The organism is Massilia sp. BAP21 (assembly GCF_057801335.1).
The window spans coordinates 3,701,129-3,728,063 of record NZ_CM173596.1; the positions used below are offsets into that span (position 1 = coordinate 3,701,129).

Below are 26,935 nucleotides of genomic sequence, written 5' to 3' on the forward strand. Positions count from 1 at the left end.
GATCCCGGGGGGCGCCAACGCGCAACCCCGGTCGCGTTGATCCAGCACAGATCGCATTTCAGGGGTTTCGTCAGTATCGGCCTTGGCGTGTCGGACCGCCGCTGCTCCGGTCCGCGCCGGAACCGCTGCGCTCGCCTCCCTGCCATCGCCGCCGGCATGCGCGGCGCTGGAAAGCGGCGCCGGTTTCCCGTCCGACGCAGCGCTTTCCGAGACGAACATCATGTCGCGATTTTGCCTGCGCCCGCCTGTGCTCCTGGCCGGGGTACTCGTTTGCGGTCCCGCACTTGCCGTGCCGGGCACCGGGCTGGACCTGTACGGCCGCATCGGCTGGGCCTACGACGACAATCTGCTGCGCATTCCCGACGACGCGCCGGCCTTCGATAACCAGCGCTCCGATTCCTGGCGCACCCTGGAAGCCGGCGCCGTCTACGACCGCACGATCAGCCGCCAGCGCCTGGTGGCCCATGCCAAGCTGTCGAAGGTCAAGTTCGACCATTTCCGCCAGCTCGACTACGACGGCCGCGACATCCAGGGCACCTGGTACTGGCAGCTCGGCAACCGCTTCGAGGGCCAGCTCGGCGTCGTGCATGCGCAGACGCTGGCGCCGTACACCGACTTTCGCAGCGACCAGCGCAACCTGCGCAAGCAGCGCCGCGGCTTTTTCGAGGGCGGCTGGAAACTGCATCCGCGCTGGGAAGCGCACGCCGCCTTTTCGCGCGACAAGTATGACTACGACCTGGCGGCCCAGGCCTTCAACGACCGTACCGAAGACGTGGCCGAGCTCGAAGGGCGCTACCTGGCCCGCAGCGGCAGCGCGGTCGGGCTGGTGCTGCGCCGCATCGAGGGCAGCTATCCGAACCGGCGCCCGTTTTCCCTCAGTCCGCTCACCGACGACTTCACCCAGGACGAACTGAAGGCGCGCGTGGACTGGAAGGCGAGTGGCGCCACCACGGTCCAGGCGCTGGCCGGCTATGCGCGGCGCGAGCAGCCCTCGTTCGGCAGCGGACGCACGAGCGGCGCCAACGGGCGGGTGACGCTGCTGCACGACCCAAGCGGCAAGCTGCATTACCGCGCCTCGCTCTGGCGCGACTTCGCGCCGATCGAAAGCACGCTCGTCAGCTATACCCTGAACAAGGGGGCGAGCGCCGGCGCTACCTGGGATGCGCGCGCCAAGCTGCGCGTAGAGGCCGACGCGGCCTACGAGAAGCGCGCCTACAATGCGCGCGCGGCGCTGCCCGCCGCCGGCGGCCTGGACGATGCGCTGCGCACCGCCAGCCTGAAGGCGACCTGGGCGCCGCGGCAAGCCGTCTCGCTGTCGGCCGGCTGGTTCTACCAGGCGCGCAGCGGCTCGCGCCTGCTTGGCATCGGCAAGTTCGAGTCGCATTCGTTTGCCGTCAACGCCAGCGGACAGTTCTGAAGACCAGGCAATGACGGTCAACGACATTCCGATCATCTCGTTTTTCCAGCGCGTGCTTGATCCCCTGATCATCATGGGGTCGCTGTACGTGTCGTCGATGGTCTTCAACGAACCGTTTTCCGGCTATTTGCTGGTGCTGATGATCCTGGCCTTCTTCATTTCCTCGGCCGTCTACCAGCACATCGACCCTTATCGCACCTGGCGCAGCGGGCGCATGCTGGCGTATGCGCGCGATACCCTGTTCGGCTGGTGCCTCACGGTGGGCGTGCTTTACTTCCTCGGCTCGGCCAGCGGCCTGAAATACTATTACGACGCGCGGGTCCTGCTGGCCTGGGCGATCGCCGCGCCCAGTACCTTGCTGGTTTGCCATATCGCGGTGCGGCTGGCAGCCGGCCGGCCCGGACGCAGCCGCGAAGTGCGGTCAACCGTGATTGTCGGCGCCAACGACGTCGGCCTGAAGTTCGCCGCCATCTGCGACCGCCAACCAAACTTGTTCATGCAGGTGCACGGTTTCTTCGACGACCGCGCCGGCGAGCGCCATCCGCCCGGCTTGCGGCACCCGATGCTGGGCAGGATGTCGGACCTGAGCCAGTATGTGCGCGCACACAACATCAAGCTGATCTTCATCAGCCAGCCGGTATCGGCGCAGCCACGCATCCGGCGCCTGATCGACGAGCTCCAGGACACCACCGCCTCGGTATATTTCCTGCCCGACGTCTACGTGTTCGACCTGATGCAGGCACGCTTCGACAACGTCGGCGGCATGCCGGTGATCGCGATCCGCGAGACGCCCTTCATGGGCCTGAACGGCTTGGTAAAACGCGTCAGCGACATCGTGCTTGCCAGCGTCATCCTGGTCGGGCTGGCGCCCCTGATGCTGGCGGTGGCGGCCGCGGTGAAGTGGACCTCGCCGGGGCCGGTGATCTTCAAGCAGCGCCGCTACGGCCTGTACGGGGATGAAATCTGGGTCTACAAGTTCCGCTCGATGACGGTCATGGACGACGGCAAGGACATCGTCCAGGCACGCCGCAACGACGGCCGGGTGACGCCGATCGGTCGCTTCCTGCGCCGCACCTCGCTCGACGAGTTGCCGCAATTCGTCAACGTGCTGCAGGGGCGCATGAGCATTGTCGGGCCGCGTCCGCATGCCGTCGCCCACAACGAGCAGTACAGGAAACTGATCAAGGGCTACATGCTGCGCCATAAGGTCAAGCCGGGCATTACCGGCTGGGCCCAGGTAAACGGCTTGCGCGGCGAAACGGCCACGCTCGACAAGATGGAAGCGCGCATCCAGCACGACCTCGACTACCTGCGCAACTGGTCGCTGTGGCTGGACCTGTGGATCATTTTAAAGACAGTCAAGGTTGTTTTGACGCGTGAGAACGCGTTTTAAAACGAAGCGCCGCCGCGTGACAGCTGAGGGAGCTCCGAGTTCATTTCTCGGCCTTTGCGCGCTTCGATCCTTGTCAAAGGTTGCGCTGCGTTCGACGGGTAGGCTTGCAACGGTATTGTGCCCAACCGTACGGGTGTGCGGACGGGCTTGCTGCTTCGCATTTTTTGCCGCAAACGAGACCTCGTATCCATCAGGAGGGCAGCTTGAATCTTCCAGATCCCCGCATTTATGTGGCCGGTCATCGCGGCCTGGTCGGCTCGGCCATCGTGCGCGCACTGCAGGCGCGCGGCCACGCCAACCTCGTCATGCGCAGCCACGATGAACTCGAACTGACCGACCAGGCCCAGGTGCGTGCATTCTTCCGCAGCGAGCGTATCGACCAGGTCTACCTGGCGGCGGCCAGGGTGGGCGGCATCCACGCCAACAACACCTATCCTGCCGAATTCATCTACGACAACCTGCTGGTGGAAACGAACGTCGTCCACGAAGCCTGGCGCGCCGGCGTGAAGAAGCTCCTGTTCCTGGGCTCGTCCTGCATCTATCCGCGTATGGCGCAGCAGCCGATCCAGGAAGACTACCTGATGGCCGGCGAGCTGGAACCGACCAATGAACCGTACGCGATCGCCAAGATCGCCGGCATTAAACTGTGCGAGAGCTACAACCGCCAGTACGGCACCGACTACCGCAGCGTCATGCCCACCAACCTGTATGGACCGGGCGACAACTACCACCCCGAAAACAGCCACGTGATCCCGGCCATGATCCGGCGCTTCCACGAGGCCAGGATGGGCGCCGTGCCCGAGGTCGCGATCTGGGGCAGCGGCAAGCCGATGCGCGAATTCCTGTATGTCGACGACATGGCCGCCGCCAGCGTGCACGTGATGAACCTTCCGCTTGACGCCTACCGCGGCAGCACCGATCCCATGCATTCGCACCTGAACGTGGGCACCGGTGTGGATGTCAGCATCGCCGAACTGGCCGGGCTGGTGAGCGACGTGGTCGGCTACGCGGGGCGCATCGTGTTCGACACCTCGCGCCCCGACGGCACGCCGCGCAAGCTGCTCGACGTATCGAAGCTGCATGCGCTGGGCTGGCGCGCCAGCACCCCCCTGCGCGAAGGCTTGCGGCGCACCTACGCGGCATTTCTCGAAACGCAGGCCATGGAGACACCGGCCTGAACCGGGACCGGTACAGGCATCGGCAGTAATGCAGCGGCAGTAACGCAGCGGCAGCAACGCATCATTCACGAGGAGTCATCTTGAAGAACCTTCATCAGGCCCGCAAGGCATCGCTTTCGGCCGCCATCCTGCTGGCGGCGGTACTGGCCGGTTGCGGCGACCAGGAAAAGGAATCGAAACCGGGCCAGGCGCTTGCCAGCGTCAACGGCGAGGAAATCACCGTGCTGCAGCTGAACGAGGAGATCCAGCGCGCCGGCGTGCCGGCGGCGCGCCAGCAGGAAGCCAGCAAACAGTTGCTGCAGGCGCTGATCGACCGCCAGCTGCTCGAGGGCGCGGCCGAACAGGAAAAGCTCGACCGCGACCCGAAGGTGGTGCAGGCCATCGAAAGGGCGCGTTCGCTGATCGTGGCCCAGGCCTACATGCAAAAGCGCTTGGCAAATGTCGCGCGGCCCACGCCGGCCGAAGTCGAGGATTACTTCAAGCAGCATCCCGAGTTCTTCTCGGACCGCAAACAGTTCCAGATGGACCAGCTGGTGCTCGCTGCCAAGGACCTGACACCCGAGGCGCGCGCCGCGGCCGATGCCGCCCGTTCGCTGGAAGAAGTGGCGGTCTGGCTCGACGCACACCAGGTCAAGTACGGCCGCGCCCAGGTCACGCGCAGCACTTCCGAGCTGAATCCGCAACTGTCCAAGAAGCTGCTGGGCATGCCGAAGAACCAGCTGTTCAGCGTGCGCGAGGGCGAGCGCGCCATGCTGCTGGCGGTGGCCGATGTCCGCGACGCACCGGTGCCGCTGGAAGTGGCCGCGCCCCAGATCGAGAAATACCTGATGAGCAACAAGAACAAGGAACTCGCTGCGGCCGAGGTCGAGCGCCTGCGCCAGCACGCGAAGATCGAATACCTGAACAAGGACCTGGCCGCAGGGCCGAAGGCTGCGCCGGCCAGCATGACGGCGCCGGCAGCTGCGGCGCCATCCGCGGCGGCAGGCACGGCGCCGGCGCAGGAGGGCACGGCGCAGGGCATGGCCGCGGGCATTGCGGAAGGGCATTCCGAGGGCAAGGCGCCTGGCGCGGCGGCCGATGGCGCAGCCCCGGATACGCTGGCGCCCGATGCGCCGATGGCGCCCGCGCCCGACCATGCCACCGTCGACCGCGGCGTGGCCGGCCTGAAGTGAATCCGACCAGACGCATACAGGAGGAAGGACCATGAAACCACTTGCACACTGGATGGCCGCGGCCGTGCTGGCACTGGGCGCAGGGGTAGCCAGCGCCGCCGAAGTCCTGCTCGGTCCGGGCGACGTGGTGCGCCTGTCGGTCTACGGCAGCCCCGATTTGTCGATCGAGACGCGGGTCAGCGAAAGCGGGGCGATCACTTTTCCGCTGCTGGGCCAGGTCGGCGTCGGCGGCCTGTCGGTGGCCGCCGCCGAACGCAAGATCGGCAACCTGCTGGAAAAGGGCGGCTACCTGAAAAAGGCCGAGGTCAACATGATCATCACCACCCTGGCCAGCCAGCAGGTGTCGGTGCTGGGCCAGGTCAACCGGCCCGGGCGCTATCCGGTCGAGGGCCGGCGCAAGGTGCTCGACCTGCTGGCCATGGCGGGCGGCGCCAGCGCCGACGGCGGCGACCTGATCAGCCTGGTGCGCACGCGCGACGGCAAGACCACGCGCGAAACCATCGACGTGGTCGACATGGTGCGCAAGGGCGAACTCGACAAGGACTACGAGGTGGCCGGCGGCGACATCATCTTCGTGGAACGGGCGCCGCGCGCCTATGTCACCGGCGAAGTGCAGCGGCCCGGGGCCTTCCGCATCGAGCGCGGCATGACGGTCCAGCAGGCGATCTCGGCGGGCGGCGGCCTGACCCCGCGCGGCAGCGACAGCCGCATGCGCATCACGCGCCGCGACGCGGCCGGCAACCCGGTCACCATCGAAGCCCGCGCCAGCGACCCGGTGCAGGTCGACGACGTGATCACGGTGCGCGAAAGCTGGTTCTGAGCGGGAGCACGCCATGCACCTCTACCAATTCCTCCTGCTGCTGCGCGCGCGCAGGAAACTGATCCTGGCCACGCTGTGCACCACCATCCTGCTGGCGCTGGGCTGGAGCCTGGTCCAGGGCAAGACCTATACCGCCACCACCTCGGTGCTGCTGAACTACAAGGGCGTCGACCCGCTGACCGGCCTGACCATGCCCGGCCAGCTGCTGCCCGGCTACATGGCGACCCAGATCGACATCATCAGCAGCAAGAACGTGGCGCTGCGCGTGGTCGAGCGCCTGCGCATGGCCAGCAACCCGGCCGTGCTCGCCCAGTTCCAGGAGGCGACCGAGGGCCGCGGCACGGTGCGCGACTGGCTGGCCGACCTGCTGCTGCGCAAGCTCGACATCAAGCCCTCGCGAGAGTCGAGCGTGGTCGAGATCAGCTTCAAGGGCGCCGACCCCGGCTTCGCGGCGGCGGTGGCGAATGCCTTTGCCGAGGAATACCAGAACGTCAGCGTGCGCCTGAAAACCGAACCGATGAAAAAGGCATCGAGCTATTTCAACGAGCAGACGAAGCAATTGCGCGACAACGTGGAAACCGCGCAGGCGCGCTTGTCCAAGTACCAGCAGGACAAGGGCATCGTCAGCCTCGACAATAACCGCGTCGATATCGAACTCTCGCGCCTGAGCGATTTGTCCGCGCAACTGGTGGCGGCGCAGACGCTGGCGCTGGAAGCCACCTCGCGCGAGCGCATGGCCGGCGGCGGCAATGCCCAGTCGCCGGATGTCGCCAACAACCCGCTGATCCAGAACCTGCGCGTGTCGCTGTCGGCGGCCGAAGCCAAGCTGGCCGAAAGCGCCTCGCGCTACGGCCGCAACCATCCCGCCTACCAGGCCGCCAGCGCCGAAGTGGCCAAGATGCGTTCCGACCTGAACGCGGCGCTGGCGACCGTCTCGCGCAGCGTCGGCGGTAATGCCCAGGTGCTGCGCCAGCGCGAGGAAGACTTGCGCAACGCACTGGCCGCGCAAAAGGCGAAGGTGCTGGAACTGAACCGCACGCGCGACGAGCTCGGCGTGCTGCTGAAAGACCTCGACAGCGCCCAGCGCGCCTTCGACGCCGCCGCCGGGCGCTTCTCGCAGACCCGCATCGAGGCCCAGTCCGAGCAGTCCGACATCGCCGTGCTCAATCCGGCCGTGCCCCCGGCCGAGCCTTCCGGGCCGCGCATCCTGCTCAACACCCTGGTGGCGGTGCTGCTCGGCACCGTGCTCGGCGTCGGGCTGGCGCTGCTGCTCGAATTGCTGAACCGTCCGGTGCGTTCCAGCGGCGACGTCCAGGAACTGCTTGGCATCCCAGTGCTGGGCACGGTGGCCTGGCAGCCGACGCGCCCGCGCAGCAGCCTGCGCGCCCTGATGGCGCCGCGCCGCCTGTTGCGCCTGAACTAGGAGGCATCGATGAATTCCCCTATCCTGTCGCCGCTGCCGGTCGATCCCCTCGATTCCAGCATGGGCGCCCTGCTGGTGGACGCCGGCAAGCTCACGCTCGAGGGCGCCGAACGCGCCTTGCGCATGCAAAAGGACCTGGGCATCCGCTTCGGCGAGGCCGCCGTGCGCCTGGGCCTGGTGAGCGAGGACGACGTCCAGGAAGCGCTGGCGCGCCAGTTTGCATACCCGTATTTGCCGAAAGGGCAGGCGAATCTGTCGCCGCGCCTGGTGGCCGCCTACGAGCCGTTTTCGCCCCAGGTCGAGTCGCTGCGCGCGATCCGCAGCCAGTTGATGCTGCGCTGGTTTGCGCGTGGGCACCGCGCGCTGGCCGTGCTCGGCGCAGATCCCGACGACGGCGCGGCCCTGTTCGCAGCCAACCTGGCCGTGGTGTTTTCCCAGCTCGGCGAGCAGACCCTGCTGGTCGACGCCAACCTGCGGGCGCCGCGCCAGCACGATGTGTTCGGATTGCGTGCACGCCAGGGCCTGTCCGACCTGCTGGCCGGACGCGCCGACCTCGACGTGGTGCTGCGCGTGGGCGGCTTCGTCGATCTCTCGGTGCTGCCGGCCGGCACGTTGCCGCCGAACCCGCAGGAGCTGCTCAGCCGCGACACCTTCCGCACCCTCGATGCCTCGCTCGCCAGCCGCTACGACGTGGTGCTGTACGACCTCGCACCCTTCGGCGCCGGAGCCGATGCGCTGGCGGTGGCGGCGCGCGCCGGCGGCGTGCTGCTGGCGGTACGCAAGGACCATACCCGCGTGGCCCAGCTGGCGCGCATGAGCGAGCAACTGGCCGAGGCCGGGGCCGAAGTGGTCGGCGCGGTGGTCATGGAGTTCTGAATGACGACCCAGGTGCGTCCCGGCCCGGCAGCGCCGTCGCTGGCACCAGCAGCGCCAGGGCCGGCCGATCCGCCACTGCAGGCACGCCTGCGCGGCGCGCTCCCCGAATGGTGGCCGGTGCTGGCCGGGCTGGCCGCGCTGTTCCTGCCGACCATGTATTCGCTGTTCACCGGCGCCTGGATCGGCGAGGAACAGGCGCATGGGCCGATGATCTTCGCGCTGGCGTTGTGGCTGGGCTGGCGCAAGTGGCCCGATGTCCTGGCCGGGCTGGTCGCACCGTCCTGGCTGGCCTGGCCGCTGCTGGCGCTCGGCCTGGCGCTGTACCTGCTGGGCCGCTCGCAACAGATATTGATGTTCGAGATCGGCTCCATCATCGTGGTGCTGGCAGCGGTCGTGCTGGCCAAGCTGGGCACGCGCGCCCTGCGCGTGCTGTGGTTCCCGTTCTTCTTCATGCTGTTCATGGTGCCGCTGCCGAGCGAAGTCGTGGCCGCCGTCACCATGCCCATGAAGATGGCCGTGTCCTGGGCCACCGAGCACTTGCTGTTTGCCGCCGGCTACCCGATCGCGCGCTCCGGTGTGATCCTGCAGATCGGCCAGTACCAGCTGCTGGTGGCCGACGCCTGCGCCGGCCTGCAGACCCTGCTCACGCTCGAGGCGCTTGGCCTGTTCTACCTGAACCTGATGCGCCATCCTTCGGCCTTCCGCAACATCGGCCTGGCGATCCTGATCATTCCGATCTCGTTTTCCGCAAACGTGATCCGCGTGATCACCCTGACCCTGGTCACCTATTACCTGGGTGACGCCGCCGGCCAGGGTTTCCTGCACGGCTTTGCCGGCATGGTGCTGTTCCTCACCGCGCTGGTGCTGATCCTCGCGGTCGATTCAGGCTTGCAATGGTATGTCGCACGGCGCAGGGGAGGGACCCGATGAACCGCCGCTTCCTGGCCAGCCTGGTGCTCGGCCTGGGCATGGCCGGCACCTCGGCGCTCACCGGCGCGCTAACGCCCGGCGTCAGGCTGGCCCAGGGACAGGCGCCGTTCCAGCTCGAGACCATGATCCCGCAGCGCTTCGGCGCCTGGCAGCTCGACCCCAGCGTGGTGCCGCTCACGCCCGATCCCGAGCAGCAGGGCATGCTCAAGAAACTCTACGACCAGACCCTGTCGCGCACCTACATCGATGCGGCGGGGCGGCGCGTGATGCTGTCGATTGCCTATGGCGGCGACCAGAGCAAGGCGCTGCAGCTGCACTTGCCCGAAGTCTGTTATGTGGCCCAGGGCTTCCAGCTGGTGCGCGACGGCGCCGGCAGCCTGGCCACGCAATACGGCGCGTTGCCGGTCAAGCGCCTGGTGGCACGCCAGGGGCAGCGTAACGAGCCGATCACCTACTGGATCACGATCGGCGACAAGGCCACGCGTTCGGGCATCGAACAAAAACTGCGTCGCCTGGCCTATGGCCTGTCGGGCGAGATTCCCGACGGGATGCTGGTGCGGGTGTCCAGCATTGGTATGGACGACACCCGCGCCTACGCATTGCAGGACCAGTTCGTGGCCGAGATGCTGGCCGGCCTCGATGCGCCCAGCCGCGCACGCCTGATCGGCAGTTCGGTGGCGGGGCAGGCCGGGCAGGGCGAAGGACCCGCCACGCAGCAGCCGCTGCAGCGGGAGCCTCGGCAACAGGCGCGGCAGGAAGCGCGGCAACCAGCGCATCAAGAGGCGCGGCAAAATACGCAGCAAGCCGTGGCCCGGGCGGCACGGCACCAGGCGCAGCAAGCCGTGGAGCAAACCATGGAGCACAAAGCGCGATGAGCGAAACCCTGCTCCAGTACCTGTTCACCTCGCTTCCCTTCATTGTCGTGGTGCTGCTGGCGCTGCTCGCCGTGCTCGGCATCGGCCTCGGCCTGGTATGGCCGCGCCTGCTCGTCTATCCCTATTTGTGCATCTTTTTCTGGATGAATTCGACCAGCTACGGCAACCTGTCCGTGTTCGCCACCCCCGGCGTCTACAGCCGCGGCTCGGGCATGCTGCTGTTCCCGGTGGTGCTCTGGTATGTGCTCGGCGCCTGGTGCTGCGCGCGCATCGCGGCAGGCTTCAGCGCAGGCCTGGCATCCGGCGCGGCACAGGGGGGCAGGCCGGTCAGGGCGCAGGCGCAGCTTGCCGGTAGCGCCGCGCCCTGCGACCTGCTGCCCTGGTTCTGGGGCTGGGCCGTGCTGCTGGCCTGCCACACCGGCGCCGCCTTCGTCGCCGGCGTACCGGTCAAGGACGCGCTGGCCCCGTCCGGCTTCTCGAACATCGTCTGGATGGGCCCGCTGGTTGCCCTGGTGCTGCTCTCGTTCCGCACCCGCGAGCAGGCCCTGGAACTGGCCCGCTTCGTGATGCTGGCAGGCCTGGGCCGCGCCCTGTTCGGCCTGGGGCGCTGGGCCGCCTTCGGAGGCGACCCGAACAATGTGTATGCGAACATGAATGCGATCCGCATTCGCCTGACATTCTTCGACATTAACGACAGCCTGCTGTGCATGCTCGCCTTTTCGATTGCCGCGGTGCAGCTATTCCAGGCCGCGCAGGTGCGGCGCGCCACGCTCTGGCGCCTCCTCGAGTGGCTGACCCTGGGCGCCACCGCCGCCTGCATCGTGCTGTCCTACCGGCGCAGCGCCTGGTTCGGCTTCATGCTCGGGTTTGCCATCGTGATGCTGCGCTTCCCGCCGCGGCGCCGGGTGCAGCTGGCGCTGGCGGCGCTGCCCCTGGCCGGCGCCGCGCTCGGCTATGCGGCCCTGCGCCGTCTCGGCCAGACACGCGGCGGCAGCGGCCTGTTCTACGACATGCAATCGCGCCGCTTCGGTCCCGAGAGCGAACGCGTGCTCGAACTCAAGCTGGTGCTGGGCGACATCCTGGCGAAACCCTTTACCGGCATCGGCTCCTGGGGCCGCTATTCCGGCTACGAACAGATTTCCTGGCAAGCCAATCCGGACGGCGGCCTGTTCCTGCACAGCGGGATCCTGCACGTGGCCCTGAAATGCGGCCTGCCCGGCATCGCGCTGCTGGCCGGGACGGTGGTGGCCTTCGTGCTGGCCGCGCGCCGCGCCCTGCGCAGCCTGCCGCCCGAGCTGCTGCCGCTGGGCACGGCGGGCGTGGCGGCGCTGGCCTTCATGATTCCCGACGTGCTGGTCGGCACGCCGTTCCCGCAGGTGCGCACCACGCAAATGTTGGCCATTGCGCTGGCGCTGCCCTATGTGGCGCTGGCCGCCGCGGCCCGCCCGGCGCTGCCGGCGCCGCCGTCACGTGCCAGGGCGCCGCGCCCCCGTATCCAGCCGGTGCCGGCCTGAGTGCCGCGTAGACCGCCATGCAACTGCGCCTGTTCCGCAATGCCTGGTCGAACCTGCTCGGAGCGGCGGTGCCGGCATTGGCGGCCCTGGCCACCGTGCCCCTGGTCGTGGCCGGCCTGGGCGAGGCCAACTACGGCCTGTATGCGCTGGTCACGGCCATCGTCGGCTATTTCGCCGTCATCGACATCAACGTCACCGCCGGCTCGGTGAAATACATCGCCGCCCAGCATGCGCGTGCCGAGGACGAGCAGATCGCCCGCACGCTGAGCTTCGGCGCCGCCATCTACGCGCTGATCGGCGCGCTGGGCGGCTGCGGCCTGTTGTTCGGCGCCCGCTTCCTGGTTGCAGGGGTGTTCGCGGTGCCGCCGCACCTGGCCGCCGACGCCGTCGCCAGCCTGCAACTGGCCGCGCTCGGCTTTTTCCTGGGCCAATTGCAAAGCTACCTGCACAGCGTACCGCAGGCGCTGATGCGCTTCGATGTTTCCGGACGGCTCGAGATGGTGTTCGGCACCCTGGTGCCGCTGCTGACGGTCGGCGTACTGATGCTTGGATATGGCCTGTTCGAGATCATCGCGCTGCGCGTGGCGGCGAGCGCCATCCATTGCCTGCTGCTGTGGCGCGGCATCGCACGCCTGCTGCCGGGCCTGCACTGGCGCTGGCCCGGGCGCGCGCTGCGGCGAGGCATCCTCGGCTTTTCCGCCTACTCCTTCCTGTCGCGCTTTGCCGCGCTGTCGTATGCCCATGCCGACAAGCTCATTATCGGTGCCCTGGTCGGGGTCACCGGGCTGGCCTATTTCACGGTCGCGGCCACGCTGGCAAACCGGGTGCTGGGCTTGAGCTTCCGCCTGTCCGGCGTGTTCTTCCCGGCGGCGAGCATGCTGGCCGCGGGCGGCGAGCTGGCGCGCCTGGACCACGCCTACCTGAAGGCGACCCGCTACGTGGTCTATCTGAACGCGGCCATGCTGGTGCTGCTGGCGGTGTTTGCCGAACCCCTGCTGCGCTACTGGATGAACCCGGACTTCGCCGCGCATGGCGCCGCCGTGCTGGCGCTAATGGCGCTGGCCCAATTCGTCGATTCCCTTACCAGCCTGCCGTCGCTGGTGAACGACGGCATGGGCCACCCGCGCGTTTCCGGCCTGTTCGCGGTGGCGCGCGCCCTGGCCGGGCTGCTCATCGTCTACTTGGGCGTGGCGGGGTGGGGCATCGCCGGGGCGGCCTGGGGCCACCTGCTCGCTTCCGTGCTGTTCACGGGCGCCTTCCTGGTCTTCGTGCACGGGCGCACGGTGCCGACCCCGCTGGCCCGCCTGTGCGCGCACGGCCTGTTGCCCGGCATCGCGGGCGCCGCCGGCGTGGCGCTGGCGGCGGCGCTGGCCGAGGCCTGGCTGCACCGCGGCGCATCCGACTTCGTGCTGGTCCTGGCATCGACCCTGGTGCTGCTGGCGCTGGCCGGCGTGCTGGTCGCCGAGCGCGAGGACCGGCGCTGGGCCTGGGCGCAGCTGCGGCTCCGGCTGCGGGCGCGTATCTGGGCACGTATGCGAGCGCGTATGCGGGCGCGGGCGGGAGGCTAGGGTGCGCATCCTGCTAGTCTCCGAAGACTTGCCCGGCGAACAGATCGGCGGCCTCGGCAAGCACGTGGTCACGCTCGGGAATGCCTTGCTGGCGCGCGGGCACGAGGTACGCATCCTTGGCCGCAACGACCGCGGCAATCAACATGAAAATCGGAGTGGCAATCACAGCAGCAATTGCAGCAGCGGCAATACCAGGGAGGTCGGCACCAGAGGCGGCAGCACGGGCGGCGCCGGCCATGGTTCCGCCGGCGCCGCGCAGGCCGCGCGCGCCGCGCACGACGCCGCGCGCGCCCCGCACGACGCCGCGCGCCAGATTGGCTTCCACGGCGCTTTCGTGCCCGGCTTCGACTACGCCCATCCAGGCTGGAAGGAAAGCCAGCTCGGCGTCTTCAATCCGCTGAAGCGGCCCTATTTTGCGCGCAAGATCGGTACCGCCATCAACCGCCACGCCGCCGATGCCGACGTCGTGCACTACCACGGCCATCTGCCGATGGTCGGCCTGCACGTGGCGCCCGGCATGAACTACGTACAGACCCGCCACGACCAGGGCAGCGAATGCCTGACCCACCTGCGCTTTCGCGACGACTCACCCTGCACCACGCTGGCGCCGCGCGACTGCTCGGCCTGCATCTGCGCGCATGCCGGTCCGCTGCGCAAGAGTGTCACGGCAGTGGCAGTGCGGCGCTACCGCGACCAGACCGCGCGTGCCTTTGCCATGCACAAGACCGTGTTCGTCTCGCACTTCCTGCAGCGCCAGTTCCTGCGCGCCGTGCCGCATGCCGACCTGGCGCGCTGCCGCGTGATTCCGAATTTCGTCGATTATCCGCGCCTGGCCGCCACCGTCGATGGGGCGCTGGCGCCGGTGGCCGGGCGCGTGGTGCTGGTAGGCCGGGTCGATGCCGGCAAGGGCTTCGGCGAATTCCTGGCCGCGGCAGCAGGGCGCCTGCCCGAACTGGCGCAGGTGCTGGTGGCCGGCGACGGTCCGCAGCGCCCGCTGCTCGAAGGCCGCCATGCGGGGCCGGGCGTGCGCTTTCTGGGCTGGCAAGACTACGCCGGCGCGCTGGGCCTGGCCGCCAGCGCCCATGTGTGCGTGGTGCCTTCGGTATGCGAGGAGGCCTGCAGCACCACGGTGCTGGAAGCGCTGGCCCTGGGCCGGCCCTGCATCGCGCTGGCGCGCGGCGGCACGCCGGAACTGGCCGCCTACCAGCAGTATCCGGGCCAGTTGCAATTGGCCTGGAACATGCCCGACCTGGTCGCGCGCGTGCGCCGCCAGCTGGCCACGCCGCCGGCCCGGCGCGCCCGTGCGGCCGCGTTCGGCGCCGACGCCGCCCACATTCTTCCCCGCCTGCTGGAGCTGTATGCCGAATGAACTGCTGAATGAACTCCCCAAGCCGCCGCGCTTCTCGATCGTCACCTGCACCTGGAACAGCGGCGCGACCCTGGCCGACACCCTTACCTCGGTACGCACGCAAACCTGCCAGGATCTCGAGCATATCTTCGTCGACGCCGGGTCGGGCGACGCCACTCTGGGCCTGATCGACGCCCACCCGGTCGCCAAACGCGTGCTGCACGGCGTGGACGGCGGCATCAGCCGCGCCATGAATGCCGGCATCCTGGCCGCGCGCGGCGACTACATCGCCCACCTGCATTCCGACGATTACTATGCCGCCCCCGACGTGCTGGACAGGGTGGCGCGCTGCGTCGAGGAAACCGGCGCGGCCTGGGTGGTGGGCCAGGTGCGCGTGCTGAAGGATGGCCGGCTGGCCGAACCGTATCCGATGCGGCCGTTCAGCTACCGCGCCTATGCTTCCGGCCACGCGGCGATCGCCCATCCGGCCGTGTTCGTGCGCCGCGACCTGTTCGCGCAGGTGGGCCTGTTCGACGAGAGCCTGCGCTATGCGATGGACATCGACCTCTGGCTGCGCCTGGCCGCGCATGCGGCGCCGGTCCAGCTTGCCCAGCCGCTGACGGTGTTCCGCGAGCATGCCGGCAGCGTATCCAGCGCCAACAAGCTGCGCGCGCGCCAGGAAGAGTTCGCAGTGCGGCGCCGCTACCTGCACAAGGCGCCGCTCGCGTTCGCCATTTACTGCCTGCGCTACCTGAAACGCCTGCGCGCAATACGCGCCTGCGCAGCCTGAAATCCCGGCGACAAAAGAAATTGCACGTACAAAAACGAAAGTTGGCAGGACGTCTTTGTGAACACAACACAGCTATTACCAGTGTGAAAATGATGCTGAAACAAGCTTAATATTCTGGCGTTGGATTTCTGCGATGCACACAAAAAAGGATGATTTCGGGAAAAAAGTTGCCGCTGTTCAATTTCTTACTGCGGTAACATCAGTTTGTAGCGATCGACATTGTTCAGTAAAAAGCCTCGATCGTCGGCAATATCGGGCCATCCACGGTGTTTGGCCCCTCGACAAGTCATCCCATCGTCCGGAGCATCATTCAATGAAATTCAACCGACAGGGCCTGTTCCAGGCCCTCGCCCTGGCATCCCTGTGCGCACTGTCGCTGAACGCGCGTGCCGACTGGGCGCAGTCGACCGACCCGCTGATCGTCCAGCCGGGTCCCACCAACAATGCCGTGCAGGCCCAGAACCCGCCCGGTTTCACCTGGGCGCGCCACCCGACGGGGCCGGCCGCCTACGAAATCGAGATCACCCCGGTCGGCGGCGCGCCGGTCAAGGCGGTCGTCGAACGCAACTGGTATATGCCGGCCAAGGTGCTGCCGCTGGGCAGCTACACCTGGCGCGTGCGTCCGAACGGTAGCAACGACTGGTCCAGCCCGCGCAGCTTCCAGCTCACCAGCCGTTCCACCGTGTTCGAAGTGCCCGACAACGCCACGCTGCGCAACCGCATCGCCGCCAAGGCGCGCCCGCGCGCACTGCCGCCCTCGTTCACCCTGTACACGAGCTGGAACGCAAGCAAGAAGGCCGAGCTCGACCCTTACGTGAGCCGCATGACCAACGAGATCAAGCTCCAGATCAATGCGTTGCCGCTGCTGAACGACGCGCGCTGGCCGATCGCCATCACCACGCCGCTGACGGCTGCGATGGCCTCGCAGCAGACCGATATCCGCCAGCGCATCAACGAAGCCAGCCGCCAGCTGGAAGCGGCCGCCATCATGTGGCGCATGAAGCGCGATCCGATGTTCCTGAACGAAGCCCTGCGCAAGGGCGACCAGCTGGCCAGCCTGAATCCGACCGGCCCGACCAGCTATGCCAACCAGGACCAGGCCACGCGCCAGATCTCGGTGTCCCTGATCAAGGCCGTCGACAGCCTGGCCGGCGACCTGGACGCACCGCGCAAGGCGCGCTGGCTGGAAACCGTGCGCGTGCGCACCGAGGAAATCTACCGCAACCTGGCGGACGACAACGGCCGCCTCGACCAGTACCCCTTCGATTCGCACGGCAATACCAGCCTGGTGTTCCTGGTGCTGATTTCCTCGCTCTCGCTGGGCGACATCCCGGAAGCGCAGAAGTGGTTCGACTTCTCGTTCCGCGCCTATGCGAATGCGCCGTCGCCCTGGGCCGGCCCGGAAGGCGGCTTCGCCAACGGCACCGCCTATGCCGAGTACGCGGCCGGGTACCTGGTGCAATTGTGGGACCCGCTGACCCAGGCCACCGGCGTGAATTTCTATGCCAAGCCCTGGGCCCTCGGTTTCCTGGACTTTGCCACCCAGTTCACGCCGCCGGGCTCGAAGATCCACGCCTTTGGCGACGGTTCCGAGACCAAGCCCGATACCCGCGTGTTCCACGCCTTCGGTTCGCGCATGGTATCGCCGCGCGCGGCCTGGTACGTGGACAAGCTGGGCGGCACCGAAGACACGCTGTCGCTGCTGCAGGCGCCGTATCCGATGCCGGTGGCCGACACCAAGACCCAGGCGCCGCCGTCGAGCAGCGCCTATTACCCGAGCATCGGCTGGGTTTCGATGCACAGCGACATCGGCTCGACCGCGCGCAGCTCGCTCTACTTCAAGTCCAGCCCGTATGGCTCCTTCAACCATAGCCATGGCGACCAGAACGGCATCCTGCTGTCGGTGGCCGGCCAGCCGCTGCTGGTCAAGGCCGGCTGGTACGACTGGTACGGCTCGCCCTACTGGACCGACTGGTACCACCAGAGCCGCTCGCAGAACGCCATCACCTTCGACGGCGGGAAGGGCCAACTGGTGAACGGCTACCGCGAGCAGCTGCAGCGCAACGGCAAGATCACGGCGTTCTCGGCCCAGCCCGGCTACGACTATGCCGAAGGCGATGCCACCGCGGCCTACGGCGGCCAGTTGACCATGGCCAAGCGCCAGGTCTGGCACCTGCGCAATGCCGGGAATGCGATCCTGGTGCGCGACCGCCTGTCCGCGAGCGTGCCGCATACCTATGAATTCAACCTGCACGCCCCGGTGGCAATGACGGTGGAAAACACGGGTGCGGTGAAGATCGCCGCCAACGGCCAGTCGGTCTGCGTACGCAGCCTGAACGGCAACGCCAGCTTCGCCAAATGGGCCGGCCCGGCGCCGAAATCCGGCGTCACCGAGGACCATGGCGCCTTCTACCTGCCGAACGACGGCAAGTCGACTGCCGAATTCCTGGTGCTGCTCGACGTCGGCTGCAAGCGCCCGCCGGTGCAGGTGGCGGCCTCGGGTTCGGTGCGCACGGTCACGGTAGCGGGGCAGGCGGTCACGCTGAACTGACCAGGGGCCCGATTCCCGGCCGCGCCCCGGCGCGCTGCACATCCCCACAGCCTTCATGCTGTGGGGATTTTTTTATCCCTGCAGCCTGTCGCTTTCCATCGTCAAATAGTTCCCGCGCTTGAGCGGCCGCAAAGGCGCCGTGCGCTCGCCTGCCTGGGCGGCTTTTGCGGCAGCGTGCTGCGCTAGTATCGATTGGTCATCACCAGCCGACACCGACATGCGCTCCAGTCCGCTATCGATTGCCTACATCGTCCGCGACCCCTTGCCGCCGCGCCGGGCCGACGTGCTGACCTTGTTCGGCGCCGAATTGCCGCGCCATGGCGTGCATGCCGAATTCGTCGGGCAGGCCGGCCCCGATGCCGCCGACGGCCCCGATGACTCGGATGGCACCGGCAGCACCGGGCAGCGGGACCGGGGCGGCATGCAGGTGGTCGGCCGCCTGGGCAGCCGTTTCGCCGCCGTATTCTCTCCGTTCTGGGACGTGCTCGGCCTGCTGCGCGCCTGGCGCCGCGTGCGACCGGACTGCGTCCAGGTGCGCGACAAGATCGCCAGCGCCTTCGTGGCCTGGCTGGCCGCGCGCCTGCTGGGCGTGCCTTTTGTCTACTGGATGTCGTTTCCGATCGTCGAAGGCTTCGAGGTGCGGCGCGACGCCATCGGCAAGCGGGGCAGGGGAGCGCTGTGGCTGGCGCACGCGCTGCGGGCGCAGGCCTCGCGCCTGCTGCTGTACCGCCTGGTGCTGCCGCACGCCGACCACGTGTTCGTGCAGAGCGAGGCGATGCGCGCCTGGCTGGCCGGGCGCGGCATCGCTCCAGGGCGCATGACGGCGGTGCCGATGGGGGTGGACAGCGCCGTGTTCGCACGCAGCGCCATCGTCCCCAGTACCGACCCGCACCTGGACGGGCGGCGCGTGGTCGTCTACCTGGGCAGCGTGGCGCAATCGCGCCAGTCCGGCTTCCTGCTCGACGTTGCGCTGTTGCTGCGCGCGCGCCTGCCGGATGTGTTGCTGGTGATCGCCGGCGACGCCCCCTCGCCCGACGAAATGGCCTGGATGCGGCGCGAGATCGCCAGCCTGAAGCTCGGCGAACACGTGCTGCTCACCGGCTGGCTGCCCCAGCGCGAGGCGCTCGGCTATGTTGTGCGCGCCGAAGTCGGGCTGTCGCCGATCCCGCGCGGGGTGCTGTTCGACGTGTCGTCTCCCACCAAGCTGGTCGAGTACCTGGCACTGGGCATCCCGAGCGTGGCCAACGACATTCCCGACCAGGCCCTGGTCCTCGGGGAAAGCGGGGCCGGGCTGTGCGTGCAGATGCAGGCCGGGGCCTTTGCCGAGGCCACGCTGCGCCTGCTGGACGACCGCGCGCTGGCGGCCGCGCTGGCCGCGCGCGGGCCGCCCTGGGTGCGCGCACACCGCAGCTACGCGATCCTCGGCCGCAAGGTCGCGCAGGCCTACAGCGCCATCTGCCCGCCATGTGGACCTACTCGCTGAAGTTCACGCTGCGCTCGCTGGTGCGCGAGCTGCTGCGCGGCTTCTGGGGCCGCTACCTGGTGTATCCGCGCCTGGCCGCCGTGGAACGCTCGGCGGCGCTACTGAACGCCGCGATCGCGTGCCGCGCGCGCCGCATCGGCGTGCCCGTGGAGCCGGACGGCACCCGCCTGCGCCGCCTCGGCCCCGGCGCGGCGCTGCTGGACAAGAGCGAGCTGCGGCGCCACCCGGAGCGCTTCCTGCGCGCGCGCAGCCTGGGCACGCTGCTGCGCAGCACGATCCGCACCAGTGGCACCTCGGGCAGCCCGCTGGCGCTGGTGCAGACCCTGGGCGCCGTGATCCGCGAGGAAGGCTTCATCCAGCGCCAGCTGGCCTGGATCGGCTGGCGCCACGGACAGCGGCGTGCCTGGATCCGCGGCGAGATCGTCTGCCCGCCGCAGCCGCCCGACGGGCGCTACTGGTGCCAGGACTGGTTCGGCAAGATGCTCATGATGTCGTCCTACCATTTGTCGAACGCCACCATCGGTGCCTATGTCGGCGCGCTCGAGCGGCACGACCCGGTGGTCATCCACGCCTACCCGTCCTCGGTCGGCGCCCTCGCTGCCTGGCTGAACGCGGCCGGGCAGCGCTACCGGGGCCGGGCCCTGCGCGGCGTGCTGACGTCGTCGGAAACCCTGGAGCCGGAAGTGCGCGCGTCCGTGGAAACCGCCTTCGGCGTGCCCGTCTTCGACTGGTATGGCCAGGCCGAACGGGTGGCGGCGATCGGCAGCTGCGAGCGCGGCAACTACCACGTGCTTACTGACTACGGGGCCGTCGAGTTGCTGGAAGGCGAGGACGGTAGCTGCGAACTGGTCGGCACCACGCTGAACAACGCGGCCATGCCCCTGGTGCGCTACCGCACCGGCGACCGTGTCGTGCCCGGCAACGGCCGGCCCTGCGCCTGCGGCCGGGTCTTCCCCACCGTGAAAGCCGTGATCGGGCGCCAGGAACGTATCGTGAACCTGCCCGACGGCCGGGTCATCGCCCGTCTCGACCGCGTGTTCCAGGGCCATGAACGCGGCCTGCTCGAAGGTCAGGTGTTGTATCGCGGCGACGCCCGGTTCGTGCTGCGCGTGGTCGCCACCGAGGCCTTCGGCGCGGCAGACGAAGCGGCCCTGCTGGACAAGTTTCTCCTGCGTGTACCCGGCGTGGAGGCGGTCGTGGAGCGGGTTGCGGCAATTGCGCGCGGGCCGAACGGCAAGTATGAATTTATTGCGTTTGAAATATGAATTCTGCGGCGAACCGTGCGCGGGAGGGGAAATTCTTGATGTATGATCGAAATATTGTACCTTTATTAAGAAACGTGAACCACTTCCTTCGCACCAGATTGCTGCCAACGCCTGCCGGAGCCTGCGCATGAAAGCGCGCGCGCCGCGCATCCTGATGGTCGGCACGGCCCTCGACGGGCGGGGTGGGGTGGCAGCGGTATTGTCGGTGCTGCGCGCCGGCGGCCTGTTCGAACGCGAGGCGGTGCGCTACGTCAGCACCCACCGCGAGGGCGGCGCGCTGGCCAAGCTGTGCCAAGCCGGCGCCGGCCTCGGGGCGACGCTGGCGGCCTGCCTGCTGTGGCGCCCGGCCATCGTCCACGCCCATGCTTCCTCGGGAGCCAGTTTCGTGCGCAAGTCGCTGGTGCTGCTGCTGGCGCGCGCCAGCGGCTGCAAGACCATTTTCCACCTGCATGGCGGCGCCTTCCGCGAATACGCACTGGAGCGCTCGGGCGCCCTGATGCGGCGCTGGATCCGCCATACCCTCGAACGCAGCTCGCTCGTCATCGCCCTGTCCGACAGCTGGGCCGCCTTTCTCGCAGGCTTCGCCCCGAAGGCGCGCGTGGCTGTGGTGCCGAACGCGGTGTCCCTGCCTCCGGCACGCGCCAGCGCCGCCCCGGCAAGCCTGGCGGGCCCGGCAGATTCGGACGCCGCCGTCCCGGGCCGCATCCTCTTCCTCGGCCGGCTCGAAGCCGCCAAGGGCACGGCCGAACTGCTGGACGCCGTTGCGCACCTGGCGCCGCACTTTCCGCAGCTGCGCTTGGTGATGGGCGGCAGCGGCGACCTGGAAGGCTTCCGGCGCGGCGCCGAGCGGCGCGGCATCGGCGCGCGCATCGACTTGCCCGGCTGGCTGGACGCCGCCGCGCGCGACGCCGAACTGGCGCGCGCCAGCGTGTTCTGCCTGCCTTCGCATGCCGAGGGCTTGCCGATGGCGGTGCTGGAAGCGATGGCGGCCGGCAAGGCGGTGGTGGCCAGCAGCGTGGGCAGCATCCCGGAACTGGTGCGCGACGGCGAGAATGGCCTGCTGGTGCCGCCGCACGACGGCGCCGCCCTGGCGCGCGCCCTGGCGCGCCTGCTCGAGGACGAGGGCCTGCGCAGCCGGCTCGGCGCCAGCGCGCGCAAGACGGTCGAAGCGCAGTATTCGACACAGGCAGTCTGCGGCCGCCTGGCCGCGATCTACAACGATTTGGCGGGGACGCGATGAACGCAACAGTACGCATGGTTTGGCTGGTCAACCGTTTGCGCTGCATGTCGGTGGCCGAGATCGGCTACCGGGTGCGCCAGGCAGCGCGCACAAGGATGAGCCGGGGCGCCGCCCACCGGGCCGCGCCCGCGCCCCTGCCGCGCGCCCGCACCTTCGATGTCCACGGCGCCCCGGCGCTCGACCCGGTCCAGATCGAGGCCCTGCTGGCCGAAGCCGACCGCGTCTGCGCCGGCCACGTGGTGCTGTTCGCCGACCGCAGCTTCGACGTCGGCGTGCCCACCGTCTGGAACCGCGACCCCGACAGCGGCATCACCGGCCCTTCGGTATTCTCGGGCGACATCGCCATCGACAGGCAGGAACTGGTCGGCGACATCAAGCACGTCTGGGAACTGAACCGCCACCTGCACCTGGTGCGCCTGGCCCAGGCCTGGAGCGTGTCGGGCGAGGTGCGCTGGCTGCACGCGCTCGAGCAGCAGCTGCGCAGCTGGCTCGACCAGTGCCCGCCGCTCACCGGCCCCAACTGGACCAGCCCGCTCGAAATGGGCATCCGCCTGGTTAACTGGGCCTTGCTGTGGCAACTGGTGGGTGGCGAGTCCAGCAGCCTGTTCGCCGGCGAATCCGGCGGGCGCCTGCGCGCCGACTGGCTCGACAGCATCCACGCCCATTGCCGCACGATCGCGCGCAATTTGTCGCGCCACTCCTCGGCCAACAACCACCTGATCGGCGAACTGACCGGCCTGTTCGTCGGCGCCTCGGTCTGGCCTTGCTGGAAAGAATCCGGCGCCTGGATGGAGCAGGCGCGGCGCGAGCTCGAGCAGCAAGCGCGCCTGCAATATTCCCTCGACGGCGTCAACAAGGAACAGGCCTTTGCCTACCACGTGTTCTCGGCCGAGTTCCTGTTCGTGGCCGGCCTGGTAGGGCAGGCAACCGGCGTGCCGTTCTCGCGCAACTACTGGGGCGTGCTGCAGCGCGCGCTGCGCTTCCTGCGCTCGGTGCGCGACGTCGGCGGCCACGTGCCGATGGTGGGCGACGCCGACGATGGCATCGTGTTCCGCCTCGACGCCGCCGGCAGCGACCGCGCCGCGCAACTGCTGGCGCTGGGCGACACCGTGTTCGGCGCCGCCCCCGACAAGCACCCCGGCGTGCGCTGGCTGCTGCACGCGCTGCCCGGGCGTCGGCCCGACGCCGACGCCCACGAGCCCGACACCGGCTGGGCCTTCCCCGACGGCGGCTACTTCCTGTTCGGCTCGCACTTCGGCGCGCCCGACGAAATCAAGGGCATGCTCGACTGCGGCCCGCTCGGCTACCTCGGCATCGCCGCCCACGGCCACGCCGACGCCCTGTCGATGACGCTGTCGGTGGCAGGCGAAGAGGTGCTGGTCGATCCCGGCACCTATTCCTACTGGCAAGACCAGAAGTGGCGCGACTACTTCCGCGGCACCTCGGCCCACAACACGGTGCGCATCGACAACCGCGACCAGTCGGTCTCGGGCGGGCGCTTCCTGTGGCTGAAAAAAGCGCGCGCCAGCATCGAGCGCATGCCGACCTCGCCCCACGAATTCGATTTCCGCGGCTCGCACGATGGCTACGCGCGCCTGGCGGACCCGGTGCGCCACGTGCGCAGCGTGCGGTTCGACGCCGCCAGCTCCACGCTCACGGTACGCGACGAGGTGGCAGGCAAGCGGCCGCATCCGCTGGAGCTGTTCTGGCATTTCGCGCCGGAACTGAACGTGCGCCTGACCAGCACCGGCCTGCACGTGCGCGGCAAGCGCTTCGCGCTGCAGATGCAGGCCAGCGGCGCCGATCTGAAGCTGGAACTGGTGCGCGGCGCCGAAAATCCGCCGCTGGGCTGGTATTCGCGCTGCTACGAATCGAAAGAACCGTGCGACGTGCTGCGCATCAGCACCGTATCGTCCGCCGTTCCTGTCGAGTGCAGGTTTACAATAACGTTTTTCTAACTAGTTTCAACCCTGTTAAGTTTCACACGCTCACGTTCTCATCGATACAGTTTTTATAATTACTACAGTGCAGGATCGTCCAAACATGCTTATTTACCTGGTCGCGGGCGCACGCCCGAACTTCATGAAAATCGCGCCGATCGTGCGCGCATTGCAGGCGCAGGACAAGCTGGCGTTCAAGATCATCCACACCGGCCAGCACTATGACCGCGAGATGAACGACGTCTTCTTCGAGGAACTCGGCATTCCCCAGCCCGACGTGTTCATGGCCGCCGGTGGCGGCAGCCACGCCCAGCAGACGGCGAAGATCATGGTCGGCTTCGAGGAGCTCTGCGTGGCCGAGCGCCCCGCCGCCGTGCTGGTGGTGGGCGACGTGAATTCCACGCTGGCCTGCTCGATCGTCGCCAAGAAACTGAACATCCCGGTGGCCCACGTCGAGGCCGGCCTGCGCAGCGGCGACATGTCGATGCCGGAGGAAATCAACCGCCTCGTCACCGACAGCATCTCGGACTGGTTCTTTGCCACCGAGCCGGCCGCCGTCGAGCACCTGCGCCGCGAAGGCAAGGCGGAGTCCGCCGTACACTACGTCGGCCACGTGATGGTCGACAACGTGCTGTACCAGGCCGACAAGCTCACCCGCGCCGACACCTCGGGCTTCGAGACCGCCGCCTTCAAGGCAGCAAGCCAGGAAAACGGCGGCCGCTACGGCGTGGTCACCATGCACCGCCCGAGCAACGTCGACGAGCCGGACACCTTTGCCCGCATCGCCGGCGCGTTGAAGGAAATCGCGCAGGAGCTGCCGCTGATCTTCCCGGTGCACCCGCGCACCCGCGCGAACATCGAGAAGTTCGGCATCGACCTCGGCCCGAACATCACCCTGGCCGGCCCGCAAGCTTACATGGCCTTCCTGAACCTCTGGAAAGACGCGGCCGTGGTCCTCACCGACTCCGGCGGCCTGCAGGAAGAAACCACGGCCCTGGGCGTGCCCTGCGTGACCATCCGCGACAACACCGAGCGCCCGGTGACGGTGGACGAAGGCTCGAACGTGCTGGCCGGCACCAACCCGGAAAAGATCCTGCTGGAAGCGCGCAAGGTCTTGCGCGGCGAAGGCAAGCAGGGCCGCCGCCCGCAGCTGTGGGACGGCAAGGCCGCCGAACGCATCGTCGCCATTCTCGCAGGCGAACTGGGATAAGACGGCAATGACATCCGCCATCACGATGATGGGCTGCAGGATCGACAATTTGTCGATGGAGGAAACCCTCGTGCGCATCGAGGAATTCATCCGCTCCGGCCAGCCCCATCAGCACGTGGTGGTGAATGTCGACAAGCTGGTGAAAGCCAGCCGCGATCCTGACCTGCGCCGCATCATCAACGAGTGCGCGCTGGTGAATGCCGACGGCATGCCGGTGGTGTGGGCGGCGCGCCTGCTGGGTAAGCCGCTGAAGGAGCGGGTGGCGGGCATCGATTTGTTCGAGGCGCTGATGCGGCGCGCCGGCGAAAAGGGCTGGCGGGTGTTCCTGCTCGGCGCGTGCGAGGAAGTGGTGGCGGCCGTGGCCGATACCTACCGCCGCCGTTATCCCGACCTGGCGATCGCCGGCTGGCGCAACGGTTACTGGACGGTCGACGAGGAGGCGCATGTGGCCGCGCAGGTGCGCGCCAGCAGCGCCGACCTGCTGTTCGTGGCGATCAGCTCGCCCAAGAAAGAGCAATTCCTCGGCCGCTGGCAGGCCGAGATGCGGATTCCGTTCGCCATGGGCGTGGGCGGCACCTTCGACGTGGCGATCGGGCGGGTAAGGCGCGCGCCGCGCTGGATGCGGCGGGCCGGCCTGGAGTGGTTCTACCGATTCCTGCAGGAGCCGCGCCGCATGTTCCGCCGTTACTTTATCGACGACATGGCGTTCATCTGGCTGTTCATCAAGGAAGCGGCCGGACGCAAGGTGTGACGCAAGGTGTGGTAAGTGCGCGCAAGGGAAAGTGAACGATAGGGGAAGGCGGCCACAGAAAGCCGCTGCCGAAAGAACGAGGGGGGACGGCATCGCGCCGTCCTGGAGCGCCGAAACAGGCGCGTATCGACAGTGCATCAAAGTACACACAGAGAGTGACGACAATGAAGATTCTGGTTACGGGCGGCGTGGGCTACATCGGTTCCCACACCGTCGTCGAGTTGCAACATGCCGGGTACGACGTGGTCGTGGTCGACAATCTCTCGAATGCCCAGCGCTCGGTGCAAGAGCGTGTGCAAAAGATCACCGGCAAGCCTTTCGAGCTGGTCGAAGCCGACATCCGCGACCGCGCGGCCATGGAAGCGGTGTTTGCCGCCCACAAGGTCGACGCCGTGGTCCACTTCGCCGGCCTGAAAGCCGTCGGCGAATCGGTGGCGCAGCCGCTGCGCTACTACGACAACAATGTCTCGGGCAGCGTGGTGCTGTTCGAAACCATGGCCAAGTTCGGCGTCAAGACCCTGGTGTTTTCCAGCTCGGCGACCGTCTACGGCGACCCGGCCTCGGTGCCGATCCTGGAAGACTTCCCGCTCTCGGCCACCAATCCCTACGGCCGCAGCAAGCTGATGATCGAAGACATCCTGCGCGACCTGATCAAGGCCGAGCCGGACTGGCATATCGCGCTGCTGCGCTACTTCAACCCGGTCGGCGCCCATGAAAGCGGCCTGATCGGCGAAGAGCCTTCCGGCATCCCGAACAACCTGGTGCCCTACATCGCCCAGGTGGCCACCGGCCAGCGCGAAAAGCTGTCGGTCTACGGCGGCGACTACCCGACCCCAGACGGCACCGGCATGCGCGACTACATCCACGTAGTCGATTTGTCGATCGGCCACGTGAAGACCCTGGAAAAGCTGGCCAAGGCGCCGGGCCTGCTCACCTATAACCTCGGCACCGGCCGCGGCAACAGCGTGCTGGAAATGGTGGCCGCTTTCGAGAAGGCCTGCGGCCGTCCGATTCCCTACCAGATCGTCGACCGCCGCCCGGGCGACATCGCGAAGTGCTATGCCGACCCGGCGCGCGCACGCGACGAGCTCGGCTGGGTAGCCACCCGCGACGTTGCCCAGATGTGCACCGACACCTGGCATTACCAGACCGTCAACGGCAAGGCATGACGCCTTCCAGATAGTCTTCAAG

Annotated in this window: 21 protein-coding genes; all 21 read left to right on the top strand. The window is 68.0% G+C overall.

Annotated elements, in window-relative coordinates:
- Positions 1–220: 220 nt before the first annotated feature.
- The 21 genes from epsL to galE all read left to right on the top strand — a co-directional run bounded on the left by epsL (position 221) and on the right by galE (position 26,913).
- Entirely contained in the window at positions 221–1,417 is a 1,197-nt protein-coding gene (gene epsL, locus ACWYRN_RS16345; RefSeq protein ID WP_488688639.1) for an XrtB/PEP-CTERM-associated polysaccharide biosynthesis outer membrane protein EpsL, read from the top strand.
- Positions 1,418–1,427: 10 nt separating this feature from the next.
- The gene (locus tag ACWYRN_RS16350; protein ID WP_488688640.1) at positions 1,428–2,810 is read left to right on the top strand and encodes an undecaprenyl-phosphate glucose phosphotransferase; all 1,383 of its coding nucleotides are present in this window, start codon (positions 1,428–1,430) and stop codon (positions 2,808–2,810) included.
- A 203-nt stretch (positions 2,811–3,013) separates the two neighbouring features.
- Positions 3,014–3,988, top strand: a complete 975-nt coding sequence (fcl, locus tag ACWYRN_RS16355; protein ID WP_488688641.1) for a GDP-L-fucose synthase — start codon at positions 3,014–3,016, stop codon at positions 3,986–3,988.
- Positions 3,989–4,068: 80 nt separating this feature from the next.
- Positions 4,069–5,160: an EpsD family peptidyl-prolyl cis-trans isomerase gene (locus ACWYRN_RS16360; protein ID WP_488688642.1), complete on the top strand. Its 1,092-nt coding sequence runs from the start codon at positions 4,069–4,071 to the stop codon at positions 5,158–5,160.
- Positions 5,161–5,191: 31 nt separating this feature from the next.
- Positions 5,192–5,980: a polysaccharide export protein EpsE gene (epsE, locus tag ACWYRN_RS16365; protein ID WP_488688643.1), complete on the top strand. Its 789-nt coding sequence runs from the start codon at positions 5,192–5,194 to the stop codon at positions 5,978–5,980.
- Between the two features lie 13 nt (positions 5,981–5,993).
- Positions 5,994–7,403 (top strand): chain length determinant protein EpsF, encoded by a 1,410-nt coding sequence (epsF, locus tag ACWYRN_RS16370; protein WP_488688644.1) that lies wholly within the window; start codon positions 5,994–5,996, stop codon positions 7,401–7,403.
- 9 nt (positions 7,404–7,412) lie between these two features.
- Positions 7,413–8,279, top strand: a complete 867-nt coding sequence (gene epsG / locus ACWYRN_RS16375; protein WP_488688645.1) for a chain length determinant protein tyrosine kinase EpsG — start codon at positions 7,413–7,415, stop codon at positions 8,277–8,279.
- On the top strand, positions 8,280–9,209 hold the full coding sequence (xrtB, locus tag ACWYRN_RS16380) for an exosortase B (protein ID WP_488688646.1): 930 nt from the start codon (positions 8,280–8,282) through the stop codon (positions 9,207–9,209).
- Positions 9,206–10,084: an exosortase-associated protein EpsI, B-type gene (gene epsI, locus ACWYRN_RS16385; RefSeq protein WP_488688647.1), complete on the top strand. Its 879-nt coding sequence runs from the start codon at positions 9,206–9,208 to the stop codon at positions 10,082–10,084. The genes xrtB and epsI overlap by 4 nt, the downstream gene beginning before the upstream one ends.
- Positions 10,081–11,598 (top strand): O-antigen ligase family protein, encoded by a 1,518-nt coding sequence (locus ACWYRN_RS16390; RefSeq protein WP_488688648.1) that lies wholly within the window; start codon positions 10,081–10,083, stop codon positions 11,596–11,598. The genes epsI and ACWYRN_RS16390 overlap by 4 nt, the downstream gene beginning before the upstream one ends.
- A 17-nt stretch (positions 11,599–11,615) precedes the next feature.
- On the top strand, positions 11,616–13,166 hold the full coding sequence (locus ACWYRN_RS16395; RefSeq protein ID WP_488688649.1) for a lipopolysaccharide biosynthesis protein: 1,551 nt from the start codon (positions 11,616–11,618) through the stop codon (positions 13,164–13,166).
- A gap of 1 nt (position 13,167) precedes the next feature.
- The gene (locus tag ACWYRN_RS16400; RefSeq protein ID WP_488688650.1) at positions 13,168–14,535 is read left to right on the top strand and encodes a glycosyltransferase family 4 protein; all 1,368 of its coding nucleotides are present in this window, start codon (positions 13,168–13,170) and stop codon (positions 14,533–14,535) included.
- Positions 14,525–15,304, top strand: a complete 780-nt coding sequence (locus ACWYRN_RS16405; protein WP_488688651.1) for a glycosyltransferase family 2 protein — start codon at positions 14,525–14,527, stop codon at positions 15,302–15,304. The genes ACWYRN_RS16400 and ACWYRN_RS16405 overlap by 11 nt, the downstream gene beginning before the upstream one ends.
- A 313-nt stretch (positions 15,305–15,617) precedes the next feature.
- On the top strand, positions 15,618–17,855 hold the full coding sequence (locus tag ACWYRN_RS16410; protein WP_488688652.1) for a heparinase II/III domain-containing protein: 2,238 nt from the start codon (positions 15,618–15,620) through the stop codon (positions 17,853–17,855).
- 217 nt (positions 17,856–18,072) lie between these two features.
- A complete protein-coding gene (locus ACWYRN_RS16415) occupies positions 18,073–19,338 on the top strand; it encodes a glycosyltransferase (RefSeq protein WP_488688653.1) in 1,266 nt (421 codons plus the stop codon).
- Entirely contained in the window at positions 19,320–20,603 is a 1,284-nt protein-coding gene (locus ACWYRN_RS16420; RefSeq protein WP_488688654.1) for a phenylacetate--CoA ligase family protein, read from the top strand. The genes ACWYRN_RS16415 and ACWYRN_RS16420 overlap by 19 nt, the downstream gene beginning before the upstream one ends.
- A 127-nt stretch (positions 20,604–20,730) precedes the next feature.
- Positions 20,731–21,843, top strand: a complete 1,113-nt coding sequence (locus ACWYRN_RS16425; RefSeq protein WP_488688655.1) for a glycosyltransferase family 4 protein — start codon at positions 20,731–20,733, stop codon at positions 21,841–21,843.
- Complete coding sequence (locus ACWYRN_RS16430) at positions 21,840–23,801, top strand: heparinase II/III family protein (RefSeq protein ID WP_488688656.1); 1,962 nt, start codon at positions 21,840–21,842, stop codon at positions 23,799–23,801. The genes ACWYRN_RS16425 and ACWYRN_RS16430 overlap by 4 nt, the downstream gene beginning before the upstream one ends.
- 85 nt (positions 23,802–23,886) lie before the next feature.
- Positions 23,887–24,993, top strand: a complete 1,107-nt coding sequence (wecB, locus tag ACWYRN_RS16435) for a non-hydrolyzing UDP-N-acetylglucosamine 2-epimerase (protein ID WP_488688657.1) — start codon at positions 23,887–23,889, stop codon at positions 24,991–24,993.
- 7 nt (positions 24,994–25,000) lie between these two features.
- Positions 25,001–25,744, top strand: coding sequence for a WecB/TagA/CpsF family glycosyltransferase (locus ACWYRN_RS16440; protein WP_488688658.1), 744 nt, complete (start codon positions 25,001–25,003; stop codon positions 25,742–25,744).
- Positions 25,745–25,908: 164 nt separating this feature from the next.
- A complete protein-coding gene (gene galE, locus ACWYRN_RS16445; RefSeq protein ID WP_488688659.1) occupies positions 25,909–26,913 on the top strand; it encodes a UDP-glucose 4-epimerase GalE in 1,005 nt (334 codons plus the stop codon).
- Positions 26,914–26,935 lie beyond the last annotated feature (22 nt).

Excerpts from the sequence above, each read along its gene's own strand:
- epsL (WP_488688639.1), top strand. The coding sequence starts at position 221 with ATGTCGCGATTTTGCCTGCGCCCGCCTGTGCTCCTGGCCGGGGTACTC.
- ACWYRN_RS16350 (WP_488688640.1), top strand. The coding sequence starts at position 1,428 with ATGACGGTCAACGACATTCCGATCATCTCGTTTTTCCAGCGCGTGCTT.
- epsE (WP_488688643.1), top strand. The coding sequence starts at position 5,192 with ATGAAACCACTTGCACACTGGATGGCCGCGGCCGTGCTGGCACTGGGC.
- epsF (WP_488688644.1), top strand. The coding sequence starts at position 5,994 with ATGCACCTCTACCAATTCCTCCTGCTGCTGCGCGCGCGCAGGAAACTG.
- epsG (WP_488688645.1), top strand. The coding sequence starts at position 7,413 with ATGAATTCCCCTATCCTGTCGCCGCTGCCGGTCGATCCCCTCGATTCC.
- xrtB (WP_488688646.1), top strand. The coding sequence starts at position 8,280 with ATGACGACCCAGGTGCGTCCCGGCCCGGCAGCGCCGTCGCTGGCACCA.
- epsI (WP_488688647.1), top strand. The coding sequence starts at position 9,206 with ATGAACCGCCGCTTCCTGGCCAGCCTGGTGCTCGGCCTGGGCATGGCC.
- ACWYRN_RS16390 (WP_488688648.1), top strand. The coding sequence starts at position 10,081 with ATGAGCGAAACCCTGCTCCAGTACCTGTTCACCTCGCTTCCCTTCATT.
- ACWYRN_RS16395 (WP_488688649.1), top strand. The coding sequence starts at position 11,616 with ATGCAACTGCGCCTGTTCCGCAATGCCTGGTCGAACCTGCTCGGAGCG.
- ACWYRN_RS16405 (WP_488688651.1), top strand. The coding sequence starts at position 14,525 with ATGCCGAATGAACTGCTGAATGAACTCCCCAAGCCGCCGCGCTTCTCG.
- ACWYRN_RS16410 (WP_488688652.1), top strand. The coding sequence starts at position 15,618 with ATGAAATTCAACCGACAGGGCCTGTTCCAGGCCCTCGCCCTGGCATCC.
- ACWYRN_RS16415 (WP_488688653.1), top strand. The coding sequence starts at position 18,073 with ATGCGCTCCAGTCCGCTATCGATTGCCTACATCGTCCGCGACCCCTTG.
- ACWYRN_RS16420 (WP_488688654.1), top strand. The coding sequence starts at position 19,320 with ATGTGGACCTACTCGCTGAAGTTCACGCTGCGCTCGCTGGTGCGCGAG.
- ACWYRN_RS16425 (WP_488688655.1), top strand. The coding sequence starts at position 20,731 with ATGAAAGCGCGCGCGCCGCGCATCCTGATGGTCGGCACGGCCCTCGAC.
- ACWYRN_RS16430 (WP_488688656.1), top strand. The coding sequence starts at position 21,840 with ATGAACGCAACAGTACGCATGGTTTGGCTGGTCAACCGTTTGCGCTGC.
- wecB (WP_488688657.1), top strand. The coding sequence starts at position 23,887 with ATGCTTATTTACCTGGTCGCGGGCGCACGCCCGAACTTCATGAAAATC.
- ACWYRN_RS16440 (WP_488688658.1), top strand. The coding sequence starts at position 25,001 with ATGACATCCGCCATCACGATGATGGGCTGCAGGATCGACAATTTGTCG.
- galE (WP_488688659.1), top strand. The coding sequence starts at position 25,909 with ATGAAGATTCTGGTTACGGGCGGCGTGGGCTACATCGGTTCCCACACC.